Origin of the sequence: Beijerinckia sp. L45, assembly GCF_009765775.1 — a bacterium.
Classification (GTDB): domain Bacteria; phylum Pseudomonadota; class Alphaproteobacteria; order Rhizobiales; family Beijerinckiaceae; genus RH-AL1.
Genome location: NZ_LMUU01000239.1, coordinates 38,337 through 55,214, shown reverse-complemented (window position 1 = coordinate 55,214; position 16,878 = coordinate 38,337). Strand labels below are relative to the sequence as shown.

18 protein-coding genes and 1 pseudogene are annotated in these 16,878 nt (G+C 65.1%); 11 read left to right on the top strand and 8 right to left on the bottom strand.

The features are described from left to right. The 4 genes and pseudogenes from GSQ79_RS24835 to GSQ79_RS24820 all read right to left on the bottom strand — a co-directional run. A pseudogene (locus tag GSQ79_RS24835) lies at positions 1 to 385 on the bottom strand (4-diphosphocytidyl-2C-methyl-D-erythritol kinase); the annotation flags it as partial. Then, on the bottom strand, positions 382 to 1,089 hold the full coding sequence (locus GSQ79_RS24830; protein WP_158811434.1) for an XdhC family protein: 708 nt from the start codon (positions 1,087 to 1,089) through the stop codon (positions 382 to 384). The pseudogene GSQ79_RS24835 and the gene GSQ79_RS24830, both read right to left, overlap by 4 nt. Next, the gene (locus tag GSQ79_RS24825; RefSeq protein WP_158811433.1) at positions 1,089 to 1,412 is read right to left on the bottom strand and encodes an XdhC family protein; all 324 of its coding nucleotides are present in this window, start codon (positions 1,410 to 1,412) and stop codon (positions 1,089 to 1,091) included. The genes GSQ79_RS24830 and GSQ79_RS24825 overlap by 1 nt, the downstream gene beginning before the upstream one ends. An 80-nt stretch (positions 1,413 to 1,492) precedes the next feature. Next, entirely contained in the window at positions 1,493 to 1,927 is a 435-nt protein-coding gene (locus tag GSQ79_RS24820; RefSeq protein WP_158811432.1) for a DUF3429 domain-containing protein, read from the bottom strand. On the opposite strand from GSQ79_RS24820, the gene GSQ79_RS24815 reads away from it, so the two are divergent. The 3 genes from GSQ79_RS24815 (at position 1,926) to GSQ79_RS24805 (ending at position 4,161) form a co-directional block, all read left to right on the top strand. Next, positions 1,926 to 2,150: a hypothetical protein gene (locus tag GSQ79_RS24815; RefSeq protein WP_158811431.1), complete on the top strand. Its 225-nt coding sequence runs from the start codon at positions 1,926 to 1,928 to the stop codon at positions 2,148 to 2,150. The two genes, GSQ79_RS24820 and GSQ79_RS24815, sit on opposite strands and share 2 nt — an antisense overlap. A 110-nt stretch (positions 2,151 to 2,260) precedes the next feature. After that, positions 2,261 to 3,511 (top strand): DUF3419 family protein, encoded by a 1,251-nt coding sequence (locus tag GSQ79_RS24810; protein ID WP_158811430.1) that lies wholly within the window; start codon positions 2,261 to 2,263, stop codon positions 3,509 to 3,511. Positions 3,512 to 3,543: 32 nt separating this feature from the next. Beyond that, complete coding sequence (locus GSQ79_RS24805) at positions 3,544 to 4,161, top strand: class I SAM-dependent methyltransferase (RefSeq protein ID WP_158811468.1); 618 nt, start codon at positions 3,544 to 3,546, stop codon at positions 4,159 to 4,161. On the opposite strand, the gene GSQ79_RS24800 is transcribed toward GSQ79_RS24805, so the two are convergent. From GSQ79_RS24800 to ilvA, 4 genes are all read right to left on the bottom strand, one after another. Continuing rightward, positions 4,162 to 5,838: a methyl-accepting chemotaxis protein gene (locus GSQ79_RS24800; protein ID WP_246725565.1), complete on the bottom strand. Its 1,677-nt coding sequence runs from the start codon at positions 5,836 to 5,838 to the stop codon at positions 4,162 to 4,164. Between the two features lie 150 nt (positions 5,839 to 5,988). Continuing rightward, complete coding sequence (gene fdhD / locus GSQ79_RS24795) at positions 5,989 to 6,777, bottom strand: formate dehydrogenase accessory sulfurtransferase FdhD (RefSeq protein ID WP_246725567.1); 789 nt, start codon at positions 6,775 to 6,777, stop codon at positions 5,989 to 5,991. Between the two features lie 226 nt (positions 6,778 to 7,003). Continuing rightward, a complete protein-coding gene (locus GSQ79_RS24790) occupies positions 7,004 to 7,657 on the bottom strand; it encodes a haloacid dehalogenase type II (RefSeq protein WP_158811427.1) in 654 nt (217 codons plus the stop codon). A gap of 9 nt (positions 7,658 to 7,666) precedes the next feature. Continuing rightward, positions 7,667 to 9,241, bottom strand: a complete 1,575-nt coding sequence (gene ilvA, locus GSQ79_RS24785) for a threonine ammonia-lyase, biosynthetic (RefSeq protein WP_158811426.1) — start codon at positions 9,239 to 9,241, stop codon at positions 7,667 to 7,669. Between the two features lie 239 nt (positions 9,242 to 9,480). Here ilvA and bluB point away from each other — a divergent pair, with 239 nt between their 5' ends. From bluB to GSQ79_RS24745, 8 genes are all read left to right on the top strand, one after another. Further along, a complete protein-coding gene (gene bluB / locus GSQ79_RS24780; protein WP_158811467.1) occupies positions 9,481 to 10,131 on the top strand; it encodes a 5,6-dimethylbenzimidazole synthase in 651 nt (216 codons plus the stop codon). Between the two features lie 94 nt (positions 10,132 to 10,225). Beyond that, positions 10,226 to 11,089, top strand: a complete 864-nt coding sequence (locus GSQ79_RS24775; protein ID WP_158811425.1) for a formate/nitrite transporter family protein — start codon at positions 10,226 to 10,228, stop codon at positions 11,087 to 11,089. A 41-nt stretch (positions 11,090 to 11,130) separates the two neighbouring features. Then, positions 11,131 to 11,433, top strand: coding sequence for a nucleotidyltransferase family protein (locus GSQ79_RS24770; protein WP_158811424.1), 303 nt, complete (start codon positions 11,131 to 11,133; stop codon positions 11,431 to 11,433). A gap of 135 nt (positions 11,434 to 11,568) precedes the next feature. After that, the gene (locus GSQ79_RS30460) at positions 11,569 to 11,781 is read left to right on the top strand and encodes a HepT-like ribonuclease domain-containing protein (protein WP_158811466.1); all 213 of its coding nucleotides are present in this window, start codon (positions 11,569 to 11,571) and stop codon (positions 11,779 to 11,781) included. A gap of 308 nt (positions 11,782 to 12,089) precedes the next feature. Next, a complete protein-coding gene (locus tag GSQ79_RS24760; protein WP_158811423.1) occupies positions 12,090 to 12,179 on the top strand; it encodes a K(+)-transporting ATPase subunit F in 90 nt (29 codons plus the stop codon). 10 nt (positions 12,180 to 12,189) lie between these two features. Next, complete coding sequence (kdpA, locus tag GSQ79_RS24755; protein WP_158811422.1) at positions 12,190 to 13,902, top strand: potassium-transporting ATPase subunit KdpA; 1,713 nt, start codon at positions 12,190 to 12,192, stop codon at positions 13,900 to 13,902. Between the two features lie 175 nt (positions 13,903 to 14,077). Further along, a complete protein-coding gene (gene kdpB, locus GSQ79_RS24750; RefSeq protein ID WP_158811465.1) occupies positions 14,078 to 16,180 on the top strand; it encodes a potassium-transporting ATPase subunit KdpB in 2,103 nt (700 codons plus the stop codon). Between the two features lie 12 nt (positions 16,181 to 16,192). Beyond that, positions 16,193 to 16,801 carry a K(+)-transporting ATPase subunit C gene (locus tag GSQ79_RS24745; RefSeq protein WP_158811421.1) on the top strand — a complete coding sequence of 203 codons (609 nt, stop codon included), beginning with the start codon at positions 16,193 to 16,195 and terminating at the stop codon, positions 16,799 to 16,801. Positions 16,802 to 16,878 lie beyond the last annotated feature (77 nt).

The following is a 16,878-nucleotide window of genomic DNA, read 5'->3' as shown; positions in this document are numbered from 1 at the left end:
CACCCGCGGTGACCGGGCGGTACGGCATGAGCGTGGCGACGGTGATCGCTTCGTCGACAGCATTGATGCGATCGATCGCGCCGGTGTCGATCAGCACGAGGCCGGCGACGTCGGCGAGCAGATTGCAGCGACCGGTGAACGGCCGTTCCAGGCTGGTATTGGCGCCTGCCAGACGCTCGGCCAATCGTTGCGCAGCGATATTCTCATGGACGTCGTCGGATTCGAGCTTCGCCGCGATGACGGCCTCGACGCCCGCGGCCATCAATGCCGCGATATGATCGGCGCTGACGACCTCGCCCTTCTTAAGGGCCAGGCCCGGTCGTTTGACGGCATGAGCCAGAATTGCGCCCTCGCTCCCCGCGACGGCGAGGCGACCAAATTTCAAGCGGCCTTCTCCACTTCGGCACGCAACGGCTTCTTGCGTAACGCCCCGATGATTTCGGCAAGAACGGAAACCGCGATTTCCGCGGGGCTGACCGCACCGATGTCGAGGCCGATCGGCGCGTGGATCCGCGCGAGATCGGCGTCATGGAACCCATGCTCGCGCATCCGGTCCAGCCGTTTGGCGTGCGTTTTCCGGGATCCGAGGGCGCCGATATAAAAACATTCGGCCCGCAGCGCCGCGATCAGCGCCGGGTCGTCGATCTTGGGATCATGGGTCAGTAACGCCAGGGCCGTGTAGGGATCGAGCTTGAGACCCGGCAACACGTCGTCCGGCCATTCCGCGAGGACGGTCGTGTCGGGAAAACGCTCCGGGGTGGCGAAGGCGGTGCGCGGATCGATGATGATAACATCGAGATCGGCGAGGCGCGCGACCGGGGCGAGCGCTTGCGAGATGTGCACGGCCCCGATCACCAGCAGCCGCACGGGCGGCGCCTGAACCGTCAAAAAATAGTCCCTGCCGTTGTCCTGGACGATGCCGCTCTTGCCGAGACGAACGCGCTGGGTGATGAGGTCGGACAACGGATCGGCGGGGGCAGATGCCGCCGGGACCACCCGCTGTGCGCCGGACTCGAGGTCCGTGACGAGGACCACGGCGCGGCGCGCGGCCCGTTCCGCGTTGAGCAGCGCGAGATCGGAGGCGCGCATCAGTCGAGCCTCTCGACGTAGACCTTGATGCGGCCACCGCACGAAAGACCAGCGCGCCAGGCCGTCTCGTCGGCGACGCCGAATTCGAGCGTGCGCGAGCCGCCGACCTCGATCACATCCATGGCTTCGGTCACGACATCCCCTTCGACGCAGCCGCCGGATACGGACCCCAGAAACAGGCCGTCGCCATCGATGACGAGGTGGCTGCCGACGGGACGCGGCGCCGATCCCCAGGTCTCGATCACCGTCGCGATCGCGACCGACCGCCCTGCCTCCTTCCAGGCCTGGGCCTGGAGGAGGATGTCATCGTCCGATGCGAGCATGGCTGATCCCTTTGATGCGGCAAGCGCTATTGAGGAAGATATAGCAACGCCTATGCCTTTCCACAGTCACCAGACGGCACTTATCTGCCGTGCCATCCGACGGCCGCGTACAACAGGGCCAGACCCGCCCCGCAGCTCAAGATCAACCGCAGCTGGCCGAACCAGGGCGGCGCGTAGCCCGCGGGCACCAGCCGCCGGTCGATCGGGCCAAGAAGCAGCGCGAGAATGCCGAGGCACGCCAGCCGCAACGGCTCGGGAAGGACGAGCAGTCCCCACGCGGCGAGCGACGGCACGATCGAGATGATGTAGGGGAGCGCCGCATCTTCGCGGTCGCTCCGTGCCACAGCAAGCCCCCAGCGAATTCCCCCCAGAAACGACAGGATGACCGCGGCGTAGGTCACCAGAGCCGAGTCGAGGGCCTCGCTATCCCAGGGACGAAGGCCGGTCTGCGCGAGGGCGATCGCGAGAACCCAGAACGGAATGAGGCCCGCGAGACCAAGGACGAGCGGCGCCATGGGTATCGATCGCGGAGGCAATGCGGAAAACTTCACTGAGGAAACCTGTTTCAAAGCCGTGAGCGGCACGAACGACAACCCGGCAAGCCGCAAATGGGCTCACCACATTCCTGCAATCCGAGAACTTGTCGGCGCGACGCGCGATCGGATTCGCGGAGTTCGTTCAAACAACGGGATCGCGTTGCCGGAAATCCGTGCGAAGGTCCCATACCATCGTTCTTAAAATTGTGACGAAATGCAGCGGGCGGGGTCCGAGCTTTGAGGATTCGTCATGCAACCGTCACCTCCCTGTTCTAACGCCTGCCTCGATCTCTTTCGCCAGGATTCCCCACGATGCAGACGCCGCAGGCCGTCAGACGCGCGACGATCGAAGGCCTCGATACGGCCGTTCATCAAAGCAAGGCCCTGTCCAAGGCGGGCGCTCTCGAGCGTCTGTTCACGCTGGCCTTCCGGGGCCTGGTCTACCCGCAAATCTGGGAAGACCCGATCGTGGACATGGCGGCGCTGCGCATCCAGCCCGACGATCATATTGTCGCGATCGCCTCCGGCAGCTGCAATATTCTGTCCTATCTTTCGGCGGATCCCGCGAAGATCAGCGGCGTCGACCTTAACGGGGCGCATATCGCGCTGGGTCGCCTCAAGCTTTGCGGCCTGAAGCATCTGCCGGATTACCAAAGCTTCCATGCCTTCTTCGGTCAGGCCGATGCCAGGACGAATATCGATGCCTACCAAACCCACATCCGCCCGAACCTCGACGCGTTATCGGCTGGCTATTGGAACGCGCGCCGGGCTTATGGCCGGCGACGCATCGACGCCTTTTCCCGCAACTTCTATCGGTATGGGCTTCTCGGTAAATTTATCGGCTCCGGCCATCTTCTGGGCCGCCTCTACGGCTGCGAACCGGAAGCCGTGCTTGCCGCACGCTCTCTGAGCGAACAGCGCGAAATCTTCGACAAGAAGATCGCGCCGATTTTCGACAAGGGCTTTTCGCGCTGGCTCGCGCGCCAGCCGGCCTCGCTGTTCGGCCTCGGCATTCCGCCGTCGCAATATCGCAAGCTGTCCGGGGACCTGCCGGGCGGCATCGCGGCGGTCCTGCGTCAGCGGCTCGAGCGGCTCGCCTGCGACTTCGACATCAAGGACAATTACTTTGCCTGGCAGGCCTTCGGGCGCCGCTACGCGAGCGGCAGCGATGCCTCCCTGCCCCCCTATCTCCAGGCCAAGAACTACGATGCGGTGCGCACGCGCGGCGACCGCGTCAGCCTGCAGCAGCAATCGATGACGGAATTCCTCGCCGAGCAGCCGGCGCAGAGCGTCGACTGCGTGGTTCTTCTCGATGCCCAGGATTGGATGAACGACCATGATCTGACGGGTCTGTGGGGCGAGATCACCCGTACCGCGCGCCCTGGCGCCCGGGTCATCTTCCGCACCGCGGCCGACGAGCGTCTGCTGCCGGGTCGCGTCCCCGCCAGCATCCTGGATCGCTGGAGCTATGACGAAGCGCAATCGCGCGAGCTCGGCGACCGCGACCGCTCGTCGATCTATGGCGCCTTCCACCTCTACCGGCTGGCCGGGCCGCTGCATTGAGCACGGCCGACGCGACGAGCCTGATGGACCGGATGTACCGCCATCAGCGGCACATCTACGACATGACCCGAAAATTCTACCTGCTGGGCCGCGACGAGCTGATCGCGACGCTCGACCCGCCGGCGGGCGGCAGCGTCCTGGAGGTCGGCTGCGGCACCGGACGCAACCTCATCAAGATGGCGCAGACCTATCCCGCGGCGCGCTTCTACGGCCTCGACATTTCTCACGAGATGCTGGTCACGGCGCGCGCGTCGATCGCCCGCGCCGGCCTCGCCGAGCGCATCACGCTGGCGCAGGCGGACGCCACGACCTTCGATCCGCAGGCTTTGTTCGGTCGCCCGCAGTTCGACCGGGTGGCCATTTCCTACGCCCTGTCGATGATCCCGCCGTGGCACGACGTCCTGCGTCATGCCGCGCAGACCGTGGCACCCGGCGGCGTCCTGCTTGTGGTGGACTTCGGTGACCAGGCCGGGCTGCCGCCCGCATTCAAGCGCGTGCTCGACCGCTGGCTGGCGCTGTTCCATGTGACGCCGCGCCTGACTCTCGCACGCGATGTCGCGGCGCTCGGCGACGAGCTGCAGATGAAAGCCTCCTCGCGCCCCCGTTTCCGCGGCTACGCCATCGAGGCGCGGATGGAGCGGCCCGCCTGATCAGCTGAGCTTGTAGGCCATGCGGATCGTGCCCCAGTGCCGACCGCGAATGAAGATCGGCGCGTCGAATTCCTTGCGAACGGCGATCAGGCCGCCGCCCATTGTCGCGCGCATAACTTTGCACGAGAAACGGCCGCAGATGCGCGAGCCGGAGAGGCCGACGCGGTCGTCGAAAATCCGCCGCGCGCGGGCGTGGCGCTGGTTGTAAACGACGTCGCCGGGTTTCTGCGGCAGCGAATAGCAGAGATTGTGCACCGGGTTGAAGGCATTGCGATCCTGCGCGATGCAGAAGTCCGGCGCCGGATGGGTGTTCATTTCGCGTTCGAGCAACGGACGAAGGCATGGCTCGAGGGCGCCGACCGCACGGTTCCAGTATTGCGGCGGGTCGGTGCCCTCTTCCAGCCGATAGTCCGTATCGAAAAGCTGCTCGCAGGTCAGAGCATCCGTCGCCAACGCTGCCTCGATGAGGCCGGTGGCTTCTTCGGCGACAGCCTGGGCGCGGACGATGAAGGGCGCATAGAAGTCCCGCAGCCGGTGGATTTCCTGCGTGACGCGCGCCGCGACATCGGCGGGCATGTCGACGAAGATCGCTTCGAGCCCCGAGGTCGTCATCGTGAGAAGACGCACCTTGAAGCTGCCGAGCGTATCGATGGTGGCGCGCGCAATGTCCCCGAGGCAGGCGGTGAGTTCGGCATCGGCCTCAAACTGCATCGCATTGGGCGAGACATCGATCGTCTTGACCTTGAAGGTCTTGTCGCCGATCGCGAGCGCGCCGTGGAAAACGACAGGCCAGCGCGGCGCGCGATCCTCGTCGTCGGCCCCAGCCTGACGCAGCACGATACCTGCCCGATCGGTGAGGCGGGCGAACGCCTGCCGTGCGTTCAGGGCGGCCTTTTCGGCCGAGACCGTCATCTCCTTGGCGTTGCTGCCGAGCGTTTCCATCCGGTCGGCGCTCGACTGGACCGATTGGGCGAGCGCCGCCACCTGCTCCGAGCCGATGCCGATATCATGGGTCTGTTCCACCTGCGACACGACGGCGGTTCGGACCGCCTTGAACACGCCGTCGAGGCTGTCGATCGCACGATCGATATCGCGGACTTCCGTCATGTTCGACAGGGCACGGGCGCGGATCCGTTTGACCGACTGGACAATGTCTTCGGTGGCCCGCTGCGTCTGCTGCGACAGCGCTTTGACTTCGCTGGCGACGACGCGGAAGCCAGCCCCAGCCGAGCCGGCGCGCGCAGCCTCGATCGTCGCGTTCAGCGCCAGAAGGTTGGTTTGGGCCGCGATCGACGCGATGGTCCGCACCACCCGTTCGATCTCGCTGATCGACAGGGTCAGATCTTCGACGCTTGTCAGTGCCGAGCAGGAGCGCACATGCGCCTGGTGCAGCGCGTCCGCGGCGGTGACGAGGCCGCTTTCGATAAGGTCGCTCTTGTTGCGAAGGTCGGTGACCGAGAGGGCGAAATCCTCGGCCCGTGCGCGCGCCAGTTCGGCGGTGCCGTTGAAGGCGCTGGAAAAAGCGGCGAGTTCGTCCACGATGCCGAAAGCATCGCGGAGAATTCTGTTGAGGACGAGATTGGTATCGGTCGCCTGCCCGATGCCGGCAAGGAGATCGACTTCGGCAGCGCGGCGCGTCTCGCTGGTATCGTTGGGCGGAGCACTCAGAATTGGCACGTGTTCGATCGATGCCACGGGAGGGCGACCGCGGTCCGAGCGTTTTCCCTGAGCGAGCCGCCTGAACATCATCCCTGGTCGCGCTTGAGTTTTTTATGTCCCGATAAGAGAACAAGATCGTAACGGAAGCGTAAATCCGCGCTTCGGTCGTTAGACCTGCAAAGCGGGCGTTGACGTCAGCACGCGTTCGGCGCCGTTGAAAATCGTTACCGTGTCGCGGCGGGCGATGGCGATCATGGCAAGGTCGAGGGCGCGCGCCCGCTCGATCGCCAGCGACGTCGGCGCCGAGATCGCCACGAGCGTCCGTGCGCCGAAGGTGACGGCCTTTTCCACCATCTCGAACGAGCAGCGGCTGGTGATGACGATGAAGCCGCTGAGCGGCGCGACGCCGGCCCGCAGCAAGGCGCCGATCAGCTTGTCCAGGGCATTGTGCCGGCCGACGTCCTCACGAATGTGAAGGATCGCGCCCGATGCGTCCGCCCAGGCGGCCGCGTGGACGGCACGGGTGGCGGCGTTCAGGACCTGCCTGTCGTCGAGCGCCGAGAGCGCCCGCTCGATCGCGGCGATCTCGACCGTCGGCGCCGTAGCGCCCGATGCAGCGGCACGCTTCAGGGCGTCGAGATCGTCGATCCCGCAGACGCCGCAGCCGGTGCGCCCGGTCATCGCGCGCTGGCGTGCGAGATGCTGGTGCAACTTCTGCCCGACGAGATCGATACGGCAGGTCAGCCCTTCCGCCGCCTGTCCGAGCGTGACGTTGCGGATATCGGCAGCCGTATCGATCATGCCTTCGGTAAGACTGAATCCATAGGCAAAATCTTCGAGATCGGCAGGGGTCAGCATCATCACCGCGAAGGAGACGTCGGCGTAGCCGACCTGGACCGGAACCTCGACCGCGACCGCCCTCTCGCCCTGGCTTACCAGTTCGCCTTTCAGGGTCATGACGGTCGCGGACGTCGGGACGGAACTGGTGATCGTCTCGAGGGCTGAAGACATGCTGAGGGGGCCCAGTGTTGGCGCGACGTGTTTTAAACCGTCATTGCGAGCCGAAGGCGAAGCAACCCAGGAGCCGCTGCATCCGCGCATTGGCCCTTGGCCGACGCAGGGCAACCAACTACAATCTTGCTGCTTCGCTCCGCTTGCAAAGACGGGCCGCGGAATTCGATGTTTAGATAAGCTTGTGCAGAGAAGCTACAATGCGATCCGGCGGGAGATCCAAATATTCGTCGGGCTTGCCGGTGCGGTTGATCCAGGTCGTGTGGAAGCCGAAGGCCTTGGCGCCGGCGATGTCCCAGCGGTTCGAGGACTGAAACGAGACTTCCGCCGGCGTCGTCACGAACCTTTTGCCGACGAGGCCGTAGACTGCAGGCGCGGGCTTATAGAGTTTTAGCGCGTCGATCGAGATGACCGCATCGAACAGGTCGTTCAGGCCGGCCACCTGTGTCGCCCTGGCGAGCATGGCTTCGGTCCCGTTGGAGAGAATCGCGGTTTTCGCCCCCTTGGCGCGCAAGGCCTGAAGCGCCGGGGCCACATCGGGATAAGCTTCGAGCTCTTCGTAGGCTGCCAATAACTTCGGCCGAAGGCCATTGGGGAGGCCGCCGAACCCGGCCGCCGCCACATCGAGCGCGGCTGCGGTGACATCGGCAAAATCCCGGAAACGCCCCATGAGCGAGAGCGTCCAGGTGTATTCCAGCTGCTTGATGCGCCACATCTCCGACAGCCGATCGGCCTGTGGCCCGATCATGTCGCGATACCGCCCGATCGCGGAATGGACATCGAACAGGGTGCCGTAGGCATCGAAGACGTAGACGCTCGCGCTCATCCAACAAGCCTAGATCAACTCGCGTTCGACGACCAGCGGCTGCAGCTTGTCGGCACCGGCGTTCCTGTCCGCCTCGCCATTGAGGAAGATCTTGTAAGCGGGATTATCGCTTTCGTCCCAATAGGGATAGCCGAGTTCGTTCAGGCACGCCGTGAAGCGCTCACGGTCCGCGGCCGGGACCACGATGCCGGTCAGCACCAGCCCATAATCCGCGCCAGGATTGCGGTAGTGGAACAGGGTCATGTTCCAGCCGGCGGCGAGCCCGTCGAGGAACCGCAGCAGCGCGCCGGGCCGTTCCGGAAACTCGAAGCGCAGCAGCCGCTCGTCGGTCAAGCCAGCGGCGCGCCCCCCGACCATGTAGCGGATATGGACCTTGGCTGTCTCGTCATCGCTGAGGTCGACCACATCGTAGGACGCGTCGCGCAGCGACCCGATCAGCGCCTCTTTCTCGCCGGCGCCGCCGGCCAGTTGCACGCCGACGAAGACGTGGGCCAGCCGGTCGTGCGCATAGCGGTAGTTGAACTCGGTGATCTGGCGCGGCCCCAGCGTCTGGATGAAGCTGCGATAGCTGCCGGCCTGTTCCGGGATGGTGACGGCGAGCAGCGCCTCACGGCGCTCGCCCAGCTCCGCCCGCTCCGCGATATGCCGCAGCCGATCGAAATTGAGATTGGCGCCGCTATGGATCGCGACGAGGCATCCGCTTTTCTGCGCACGCTCGGCGTAGATCTTCAGGCCGGCCAGCGCGACGGCGCCGGCAGGCTCCGCGCTCGCGCGGGTATCGTCAAAAATGTCCTTTACCGCGGCGCAGATCTCGTCGGTGGTCACGGTGATGACGCCGTCGAGATGGAGCTGGCACAGCCGGAACGGCTCTTCCCCGACCTGCCGCACCGCAACGCCGTCGGCAAACAGGCCGACCTGGTTGAGGGTTACGCGCGAGCCGGCCCGCAGAGCGGCGTCCATACTGGCGGCGTCGACCGGCTCGACGCCGATCACCTTGATTTCAGGCCGCAGGTATTTGACGAAGGCCGCGATGCCGGCCGCGAGACCGCCGCCACCAATCGGCACGAAAATGGCCTCGATGGGATCCGGGTGCTGGCGCAGGATTTCCATGCCGACCGTCCCTTGCCCGGCGATGACGTCGGGATCATCGTAAGGCGGCACGAAGGTGAAGCCATGCTCGGCCTCAAGCTGCCGCGCGTGGCCCAGCGCCTCGTCGAACGCATCGCCGAACAGCACCACCTTGCCGCCGAGGCGGCGGACGGCATCGACCTTGATGCTCGGCGTGGTGCGCGGCATGACGATCGTCGCCTCGATGCCGAGGCGCTTGGCGGCCAGCGCCACGCCCTGGGCGTGGTTGCCGGCGGAAGCGCAGATGATGCCTTTGGACCGCTCCTCCGCCGAGAGGCCGGAGATCTTGTTGTAGGCGCCGCGAAGCTTGAAGGAGAAGACCGGCTGCAAGTCCTCCCGCTTGAGGCGGACGTCGGCGCCGAGCCGGTCGGACAGCCGTGGCATTGGATCGAGCGGCGACTCGATGGCGACGTCGTAGACGCGCGCGTTGAGGATTTTCTTGGGATAATCGTACATGGCGTTCGGTCTGGGGCTGCGCGGTCGCAGACCGCTTTCTCTGCGATCCGCATCGCGGACCGCTGCCGCCAAGCGGCGGTTTTGCTTGGCGCCTTGGTACCCCCTCGGCCCGCTCGTGTCATCCGGCTTGAAGTTTTGGCTCGGATGCGCCTGCCGAATGTCCGTTTGCGCTGGCGCGGCAAACGGGAGAGAACGCAGGACCTCTCAAGGCTCTCCTCGCGAAAGCGCCCCGTTTGACCATGCTGACGCTCGACAAGCCGCCGACCTTCGACGCCACGCTGCGCGCTGGTCTGCTCGACCTTCTGGCGTGGCGACGCGACGTCCGCGCCTTCAAAACCGATCCGCTGCCGCCCGGCACCGTCGAGCGGCTGATCAAGGCGGCCTGCCTCGCCCCGTCGGTCGGCCTGAGCGAGCCGTGGCGCTTCGTCGTCGTCGATAACCCTGCCTTGCGCCTAAAAGTCCGCTCGAACTTCGAGACCTGCAATGCCGCGGCGCTAGCGCTCCAGGACGATTCCCGACAGGCGCTCTACGCCCGGCTGAAACTGTCCGGGCTCGATAAGGCGCCGGTCCACATCGCCGCTTTCGCCGATAGCGAATGCGAGCAGGGCCACGGCCTCGGCCGGCTGACCATGCCGAAGGCACTGGACTATTCCGTCGCCATCGCCATCCACACGCTGTGGCTTGCCGCCCGGCTCGAAGGCATCGGGCTTGGCTGGGTCTCGATCATCAATCCCGACGCGATCACGGCGACGCTCGACGTCCCGGCCTCCTGGCGCTTCATCGGCTATCTCTGCATCGGCTATCCCAGCGAAGAGCATCACGTGCCGGCGCTGCAACGTGCCGGCTGGGACGAACGCCGCGCCCCGGCGTGCCGCATCCTCTACCGTTGAGGCCTGGGCCGGTAGCCCGCATCCGTTCGCGGCAGCCGTGTGCAACGATTGGTCGCTCTTACGCTTTTCCGAAAACAGGCGAGCGAGAACGACGATGGATCGGCAAGACCAGACACGCGACGACGAGACCAGCCCCGATCATAACGAGCCGGACCTCGAGCATCACGAGCGGCACCACGCTGGGACAGGACCGACGCCCCCGGAAGCTCGCGTCATCCACGAGATCATCCGCGAGGACGGCGAGAAGGCTCTCAAGCGCAGCGTCACCGCGATGGCGTGGTCCGGCTTCGGCGCCGGCCTGTCGATGGGCTTTTCGTTCCTGGTGATGGCGCTGATCCGCGGCGCGCTGCCTGATGCGCCCTGGCGCGGCCTGGTCGCCGGATTCGGCTACACCATCGGCTTTCTGATCGTCGTGCTCGGACGCCAGCAGCTGTTTACGGAAAGCACGTTGACCGCCGTCCTCCCCTTCCTCACCCGCAAGGACCTCAAGACGTTCCTGCAGATGATCCGGCTGTGGGCGGTCGTGTTCCTCGCCAACATTCTGGGCACGCTGCTCTTCGCCTACCTCATCAGTCACGACTGGCTGTTCGAGCCGCAGATCAACGAAGCGTTGCACGGCATCGCCACCGAAGCGCTGCACGACACGTTCTGGCCGATGCTGATCAAGGCGATGCTGGCGGGCTGGCTGATCGCCCTGATGGTCTGGCTGATCCCCGGCGCCGGTCCGTCGCGGCTGTTCCTGATCCTCATCGTGACCTACGTCGTCGCGATCGCGCATTTTTCGCACATCATCGCCGGCTCTGTCGAAGCGGCGTTCAACGTCTTCACCGGCGGGATCACGGTCAGCGAATATTTTACCCGCTTCATGGTTCCGACGCTGATCGGCAACATGATCGGCGGCGTTTCGCTGGTCGGTATCTTGAACCACGCCCCGATCCGGGATGAGTTGCCGGGGTAGCTATGATATTGTCCCGACTGAGTATTCGCTGAGGCGTCCTCATGGACTCTGATCTCGCTGAACACATCATCGCGACTCTGCGCGACCATGAGGTTGCGCTGCGGGCTGCAGGCCTCAAGCACCTGTCGCTGTTCGGGTCCGTGGCGCGCGGCAACTCGACCGGGGCCAGCGATATCGACCTTGCCGCGGTTCTGAACCCGGAAGCCCGCATCGGTTTTGGGCTCGTCGGCCTGGAACGCCATCTGTCCGAAATCCTCGGCCGAGCCGTCGATCTCGTTTCGGAGCCTGCCGAAAAACAGCACCTCCAGATCAACATCGATCGGGATCGCCGCGTTGCCTTCTAAGTACGACGCCGCCGACTGCTGTCGCGACATCGTCGAAAACGCGAACCGAATTCAAACGTATACCCGCGGCCTGAGCCGAGCGGGCTTTGCCGGAGATGACCGGACTCGTGACGCCGTCGAGCGTGCCTCGAGCGCATAAGCGAAGCGGCTTCTCGCCTCGGCGAGCGCGCCGGCACACTCATGCCTGCGCAGCCTTGGCCGGATATCCGCGGCATGGGAAACCGACTGAGGCACGGCTACGACCGGCTCGATATCGATGTGCTTTGGAATGTCGTCGACGTAGAAATCGCAAGCTTGCTAGCCGACGCACGGGACGCTTTGCAACGATTGGCAGCCAACCAACGCTGACCGAGATCCCTCTGAGAACCCCAACGCCCGGCGCCAGCCGGGCGTTTTTCGTTCCGGACGGCGAAACACCCACAACATTCCTATAGCGGTGGCGCCGCGCCGCTCTCGAAAACCTACGCCCGCGGGGGCGATATCAAGCGTGCCGCCATCGGTCGATGACCCTGCGGCCGACCCGGCGTCAAACGCCGGGCCTCACCCCGCGAGAGCCCCCATGCTTGATCTCATCTTCATCGCCGCAGGCACCGTGTTTTTCCTGGTCACCGCCGCCTATGCGGTCGGCTGCGACCGTCTTTGAAAGACCTCATCCCATGAGCTTCGACTACATCCTCGGCGCGATCGTGACCGCCGGCATCCTCGTCTACCTCACCTACGCTTTGATCCGCCCCGAGCGGTTTTAGGACCAAGACCATGACCGCAAACGGTTGGATCCAAATCATACTCTACTGCGCCGTCGTGCTCGCGCTCGTGAAGCCGCTCGGCGCCTACATGACCGCCGTCTTCACCGGCGAGCGCACCTTTCTGACGCCGGTCCTGCGACCGGTCGAACGCGTCTTCTACAAAGTCGCCGGTGTCGACGAGAAGCAGGAACAGCATTGGCTCGGCTATACTTTCGCGATGCTGCTGTTCCACATCGGCGGCTTCGTCATCCTGTATGCGCTGCTGCGCCTGCAGGGTTTGTTGCCGTTCAACCCTGCCGGCCAGGGTGCGGTCGAAGAAGGCCTGTCGTTCAACACGGCGACCAGCTTCATCACCAACACCAACTGGCAGGCTTACGGTGGCGAAAGCACATTGTCGTACCTGACCCAGATGCTGGGGCTGACTCACCAGAACTTCCTCTCCGCCGCGACCGGCATCGCGATGGCGATCGCCGTCATCCGCGGTTTTTCCCGCGCTTCGGTGCTCACGCTCGGCAGCTTCTGGGTCGATGTGACCCGCGCCACGCTCTACATCCTGCTGCCGCTCTGCATCGTCTTCACCCTGTTCCTTGTGTGGCAGGGCATTCCGCAGACGCTCGGCGCCTACGTTGAGGCAACCACTTTGGAAGGCGCCAAGCAGACCATCGCCGTCGGTCCGGTCGCCAGCCAGATCGCCATAAAAATGCTCGGTACCAATGGCGGCGGTTTCTTCAACGCCAATGCCGCGCATCCCTTCGAGAACCCGACGGCGCTGTCGAACTTCGTGCAGATGATCTCCATCTTCGCGATAGGCGCAGCCTTGACCAACGTCTTCGGCCGCATGGTCAAGGATGAGCGCCAGGGCTGGGCGATCCTCTCGATCATGGGCGTCTTGTTCGTCGCCGGCGTCGCCGTCACCTATGCGGCGGAAGCCGCGGGCAATCCGATCCTCCACGGCCTCGGCATCGTCGGCGGCAACATGGAAGGCAAGGAAGTCCGGTTCGGCGTCCTCGCCTCGTCATTGTTCGCCGTGATCACCACGGCGGCCTCCTGCGGCGCGGTCAACGCGATGCACGACAGTTTTACCGCGCTGGGCGGGATGATCCCGCTCATCAACATGCAGCTCGGCGAGATCATCATCGGCGGCGTCGGATCGGGCCTCTACGGCATGATCGTCTTCGTCATCGTCGCGATCTTCGTGGCCGGCCTGATGGTCGGACGCACACCGGAATACCTCGGCAAGAAGATCGAGGCCAAGGAGGTCAAGATGGCGATGCTCGCCATTCTCTGCCTCCCGGTGGTGATGCTCGGCGGGACCGCGGTGGCGCTCGGCGTCTCCTCGGCGGTCTCGGCGACCGGCAATCCGGGGCCGCACGGTTTTTCCGAAATCCTCTACGCTTTCACCTCGGTGGCGGCGAACAACGGCTCGGCCTTCGGCGGCCTTTCCGCCAACACGATGTTCTACAACGTGGTGCTCGGTATCGGCATGCTGGTGGGGCGTATGTTCGTCATCGTTCCGGTCATGGCCATCGCCGGCGGCCTTGCCGCCAAGAAGACCTTGGCCCCTTCGGCCGGCACGTTCCCGACAACCGGACCGCTGTTCGTCGGGCTGGTGATGGGCGTCATCCTCATCGTCGGCGGCCTGACCTTCTTCCCGGCGCTCGCGCTCGGACCGATCGTCGAGCATCTCGCCACCGCAGCAGGCCAGACCTTCGCCGGCAGCTGACGGCAATCCCCCTTCTCCCGCTTGCGGGAGAAGGTGTCGCGGCGAAGCCGTGACGGATGAGGGCGGAGTAAATCGGCCCTGCCCTCATCCGACCCTCGCTGACGCGAGGGCCACCTTCTCCCGCGAGCGGGAGAAGGAGAACGCCGCACTATTCCCTTCCACTCTTAGGCATCCCATCATGTCCCGCCAATCCTCATCCCTCTTCAATCCCGCCCTGCTGGTGCCAGCCATCGGCGGCGCCTTCAAAAAGCTCGACCCCCGCGACCTCGCGAAAAACCCGGTCATGTTCGTCGTCGAGATCGTCGCGACGCTGACCACCGTCCTCTACCTGCGCGACCTCGTCATCGGCCATACCGACCACGGCTTCTCCGCGCAGATCATCCTGTGGCTGTGGTTCACCGTGCTCTTCGCCAACTTCGCGGAAGCGGTGGCCGAAGGCCGCGGCAAGGCTCAGGCCGACAGCCTGCGCCGCCAGCGCACCGACGCGCAGGCGAAACTTCTGAGCGGCTCCGGCTCCGATCGCGCAAAATTCACGATGGTCGCGGGCACGTCGCTCAAGGTCGATGACGTCGTGCTCGTCGAAGCCGGCGACATCATCCCGTCGGACGGCGAAGTCATCGAGGGCATCGCCTCGATCAACGAAGCCGCCATCACCGGCGAGTCCGCACCGGTGATCCGCGAGTCCGGCGGCGACCGATCGGCCGTCACCGGTGGCACGCAGGTGCTGTCCGACTGGATCCGGGTCCGCATCACCGCCGCGGCGGGCTCGACCTTCATCGATCGCATGATCGCGCTTGTCGAAGGCGCCTCGCGCCAGAAGACGCCGAACGAGATCGCGCTCAACATTCTGCTCGCCGGCATGACGATCATCTTCGTCTTCGCCACCGCGACGATCCCGAGCTTCGTCTCCTACGCCGGCGGAACCGTTCCCGTCGTCGTCATCGTCGCGTTGTTCGTCACCTTGATCCCGACGACGATCGGCGCGCTGCTTTCGGCGATCGGCATCGCCGGCATGGATCGCCTCGTCCAGTTCAACGTGCTCGCCATGTCGGGCCGCGCGGTGGAAGCGGCCGGCGACGTCGACACGCTGCTGCTCGACAAGACCGGCACGATCACCCTGGGCAACCGTCAGGCCACGGCCTTCCGGCCGATCGCCGGCGTTACCGAGCAGGATCTTGCCGACGCCGCGCAACTTGCCTCGCTCGCCGACGAGACGCCGGAAGGCCGATCGATCGTCGTTCTCGCCAAGGAGAAGTACGGCATCCGCGAGCGCGACATGGCGGTGCTCAACGCCACCTTCGTGCCGTTCACCGCACAGTCACGGATGAGCGGCGTCGACATGGCCGGGAGCGCGATTCGCAAGGGCGCGGTGGAGTCGATCCTCACCTACGTCAACGCCTCGCCCGAGATGGCTGGCCCGACCGGCGTGATGGTGGCGACCAAACCACTGGTGACGCCTGCCGCGACGCGGGAAATCCAGGCGATCGCGGAAGAGATCGCCAAGGCCGGTGGCACGCCGCTTGCCGTGGCCCGCGACGGCCGCCTGCTCGGCGTCATCCACCTGAAGGACATCGTCAAGGGCGGCATCCGCGAGCGCTTCGTCGAACTCCGCCGCATGGGTATCCGCACGGTGATGATCACCGGCGACAACCCGATGACGGCCGCCGCGATTGCGGCGGAAGCCGGCGTCGACGACTTTCTCGCCCAGGCGACGCCGGAGGATAAGCTGAAGCTGATCCGTGACGAACAGGCGAAGGGCAAGCTCGTCGCGATGTGCGGCGACGGCACCAACGACGCCCCTGCCCTCGCCCAAGCCGACGTCGGCGTGGCGATGAACACCGGCACCGTAGCGGCGCGCGAAGCCGGCAACATGATCGACCTCGACAGCGATCCGACCAAGCTCATCGAGATCGTCGAGATCGGCAAGCAGCTGCTGATGACCCGCGGAGCACTGACGACCTTCTCGATCGCCAACGACGTCGCGAAATATTTCGCGATCATTCCCGCGATGTTCCTCGCCTTCTATCCGCAACTCGGCGCGCTCAACATCATGCACCTGGTCTCGCCGCAGAGCGCGATCTTGTCCGCCATCATCTTCAACGCGCTGATCATCATCGTGCTGATCCCACTGGCGCTGAAGGGCGTCTCCTATCGCGCCGTCGGCGCGGCTGCGCTGCTGCGCCGCAACCTGCTGATCTACGGGCTCGGTGGCATCGTGGTGCCGTTCGTCGGCATCAAGGCCATCGACATGTTCATCACCACCCTGCACCTCGTCTAGGATTATTCCATCATGCTCAAACAGATCCGCCCCGCCCTCGTCATCCTCGTCGTCCTGACGGTCGTGACCGGGCTTATCTATCCCCTCGCGATGACCGGCATCGCCGGAGTGATGATGCCGCGCCAGGCCGAGGGCAGTCTCGTCGTCGACGAGTCCGGCAAGGTGCTCGGCTCCGACCTCATCGGCCAGGTCTTCACCAAAGAGATCTACTTCCACGGGCGCCCGTCGGCGACCACGGCCCCCGACCCCAAGGACGCCACCAAGACGGTGCCGGCGCCCTATAACGCCGCCAATTCCGGCGGCTCGAACTACGGCCCGACCAACAAGGCCCTGATCGACCGGGTGAAGGACGACACGATCAAGCTGCAGGCGGAAAACCCCAACGCGCCGGTGCCGCAGGACCTCGTCACCACCTCCGGCTCGGGCCTCGACCCGGACATCACGCCGGAAGCCGCGCTGTTCCAGGTGCCCCGCGTCGCCAAGGCTCGCAAGATCTCGGAGGACGAGGTGCGCGCGCTCGTGACCGGGCTGGTGCAAGGGCGTACATTGGGGCTGATCGGCGAGCCCCGGGTCAACGTGTTGGCGCTCAACATGGCCTTGGACAAGCTGCCGAAGAGTTGAATGCAACGACGAAGAGGCGGCGCGTCCCCCTCCCCCTTGCGGGGAGGGGCCAGGGGTGGGGGTCCATCCGCTTGCTC

Excerpts from the sequence above, each read along its gene's own strand:
- GSQ79_RS24815 (WP_158811431.1), top strand. The coding sequence starts at position 1,926 with ATGGGTATCGATCGCGGAGGCAATGCGGAAAACTTCACTGAGGAAACC.
- GSQ79_RS24790 (WP_158811427.1), bottom strand. The coding sequence starts at position 7,657 with ATGAGCGCGAGCGTCTACGTCTTCGATGCCTACGGCACCCTGTTCGAT.
- GSQ79_RS24810 (WP_158811430.1), top strand. The coding sequence starts at position 2,261 with ATGCAGACGCCGCAGGCCGTCAGACGCGCGACGATCGAAGGCCTCGAT.
- kdpA (WP_158811422.1), top strand. The coding sequence starts at position 12,190 with ATGACCGCAAACGGTTGGATCCAAATCATACTCTACTGCGCCGTCGTG.
- ilvA (WP_158811426.1), bottom strand. The coding sequence starts at position 9,241 with ATGTACGATTATCCCAAGAAAATCCTCAACGCGCGCGTCTACGACGTC.
- GSQ79_RS24745 (WP_158811421.1), top strand. The coding sequence starts at position 16,193 with ATGCTCAAACAGATCCGCCCCGCCCTCGTCATCCTCGTCGTCCTGACG.
- fdhD (WP_246725567.1), bottom strand. The coding sequence starts at position 6,777 with ATGACCCTGAAAGGCGAACTGGTAAGCCAGGGCGAGAGGGCGGTCGCG.
- GSQ79_RS24825 (WP_158811433.1), bottom strand. The coding sequence starts at position 1,412 with ATGCTCGCATCGGACGATGACATCCTCCTCCAGGCCCAGGCCTGGAAG.
- GSQ79_RS24820 (WP_158811432.1), bottom strand. The coding sequence starts at position 1,927 with ATGGCGCCGCTCGTCCTTGGTCTCGCGGGCCTCATTCCGTTCTGGGTT.
- bluB (WP_158811467.1), top strand. The coding sequence starts at position 9,481 with ATGCTGACGCTCGACAAGCCGCCGACCTTCGACGCCACGCTGCGCGCT.
- GSQ79_RS24830 (WP_158811434.1), bottom strand. The coding sequence starts at position 1,089 with ATGCGCGCCTCCGATCTCGCGCTGCTCAACGCGGAACGGGCCGCGCGC.
- GSQ79_RS24760 (WP_158811423.1), top strand. The coding sequence starts at position 12,090 with ATGAGCTTCGACTACATCCTCGGCGCGATCGTGACCGCCGGCATCCTC.
- GSQ79_RS24805 (WP_158811468.1), top strand. The coding sequence starts at position 3,544 with ATGTACCGCCATCAGCGGCACATCTACGACATGACCCGAAAATTCTAC.
- GSQ79_RS24775 (WP_158811425.1), top strand. The coding sequence starts at position 10,226 with ATGGATCGGCAAGACCAGACACGCGACGACGAGACCAGCCCCGATCAT.
- GSQ79_RS24770 (WP_158811424.1), top strand. The coding sequence starts at position 11,131 with ATGGACTCTGATCTCGCTGAACACATCATCGCGACTCTGCGCGACCAT.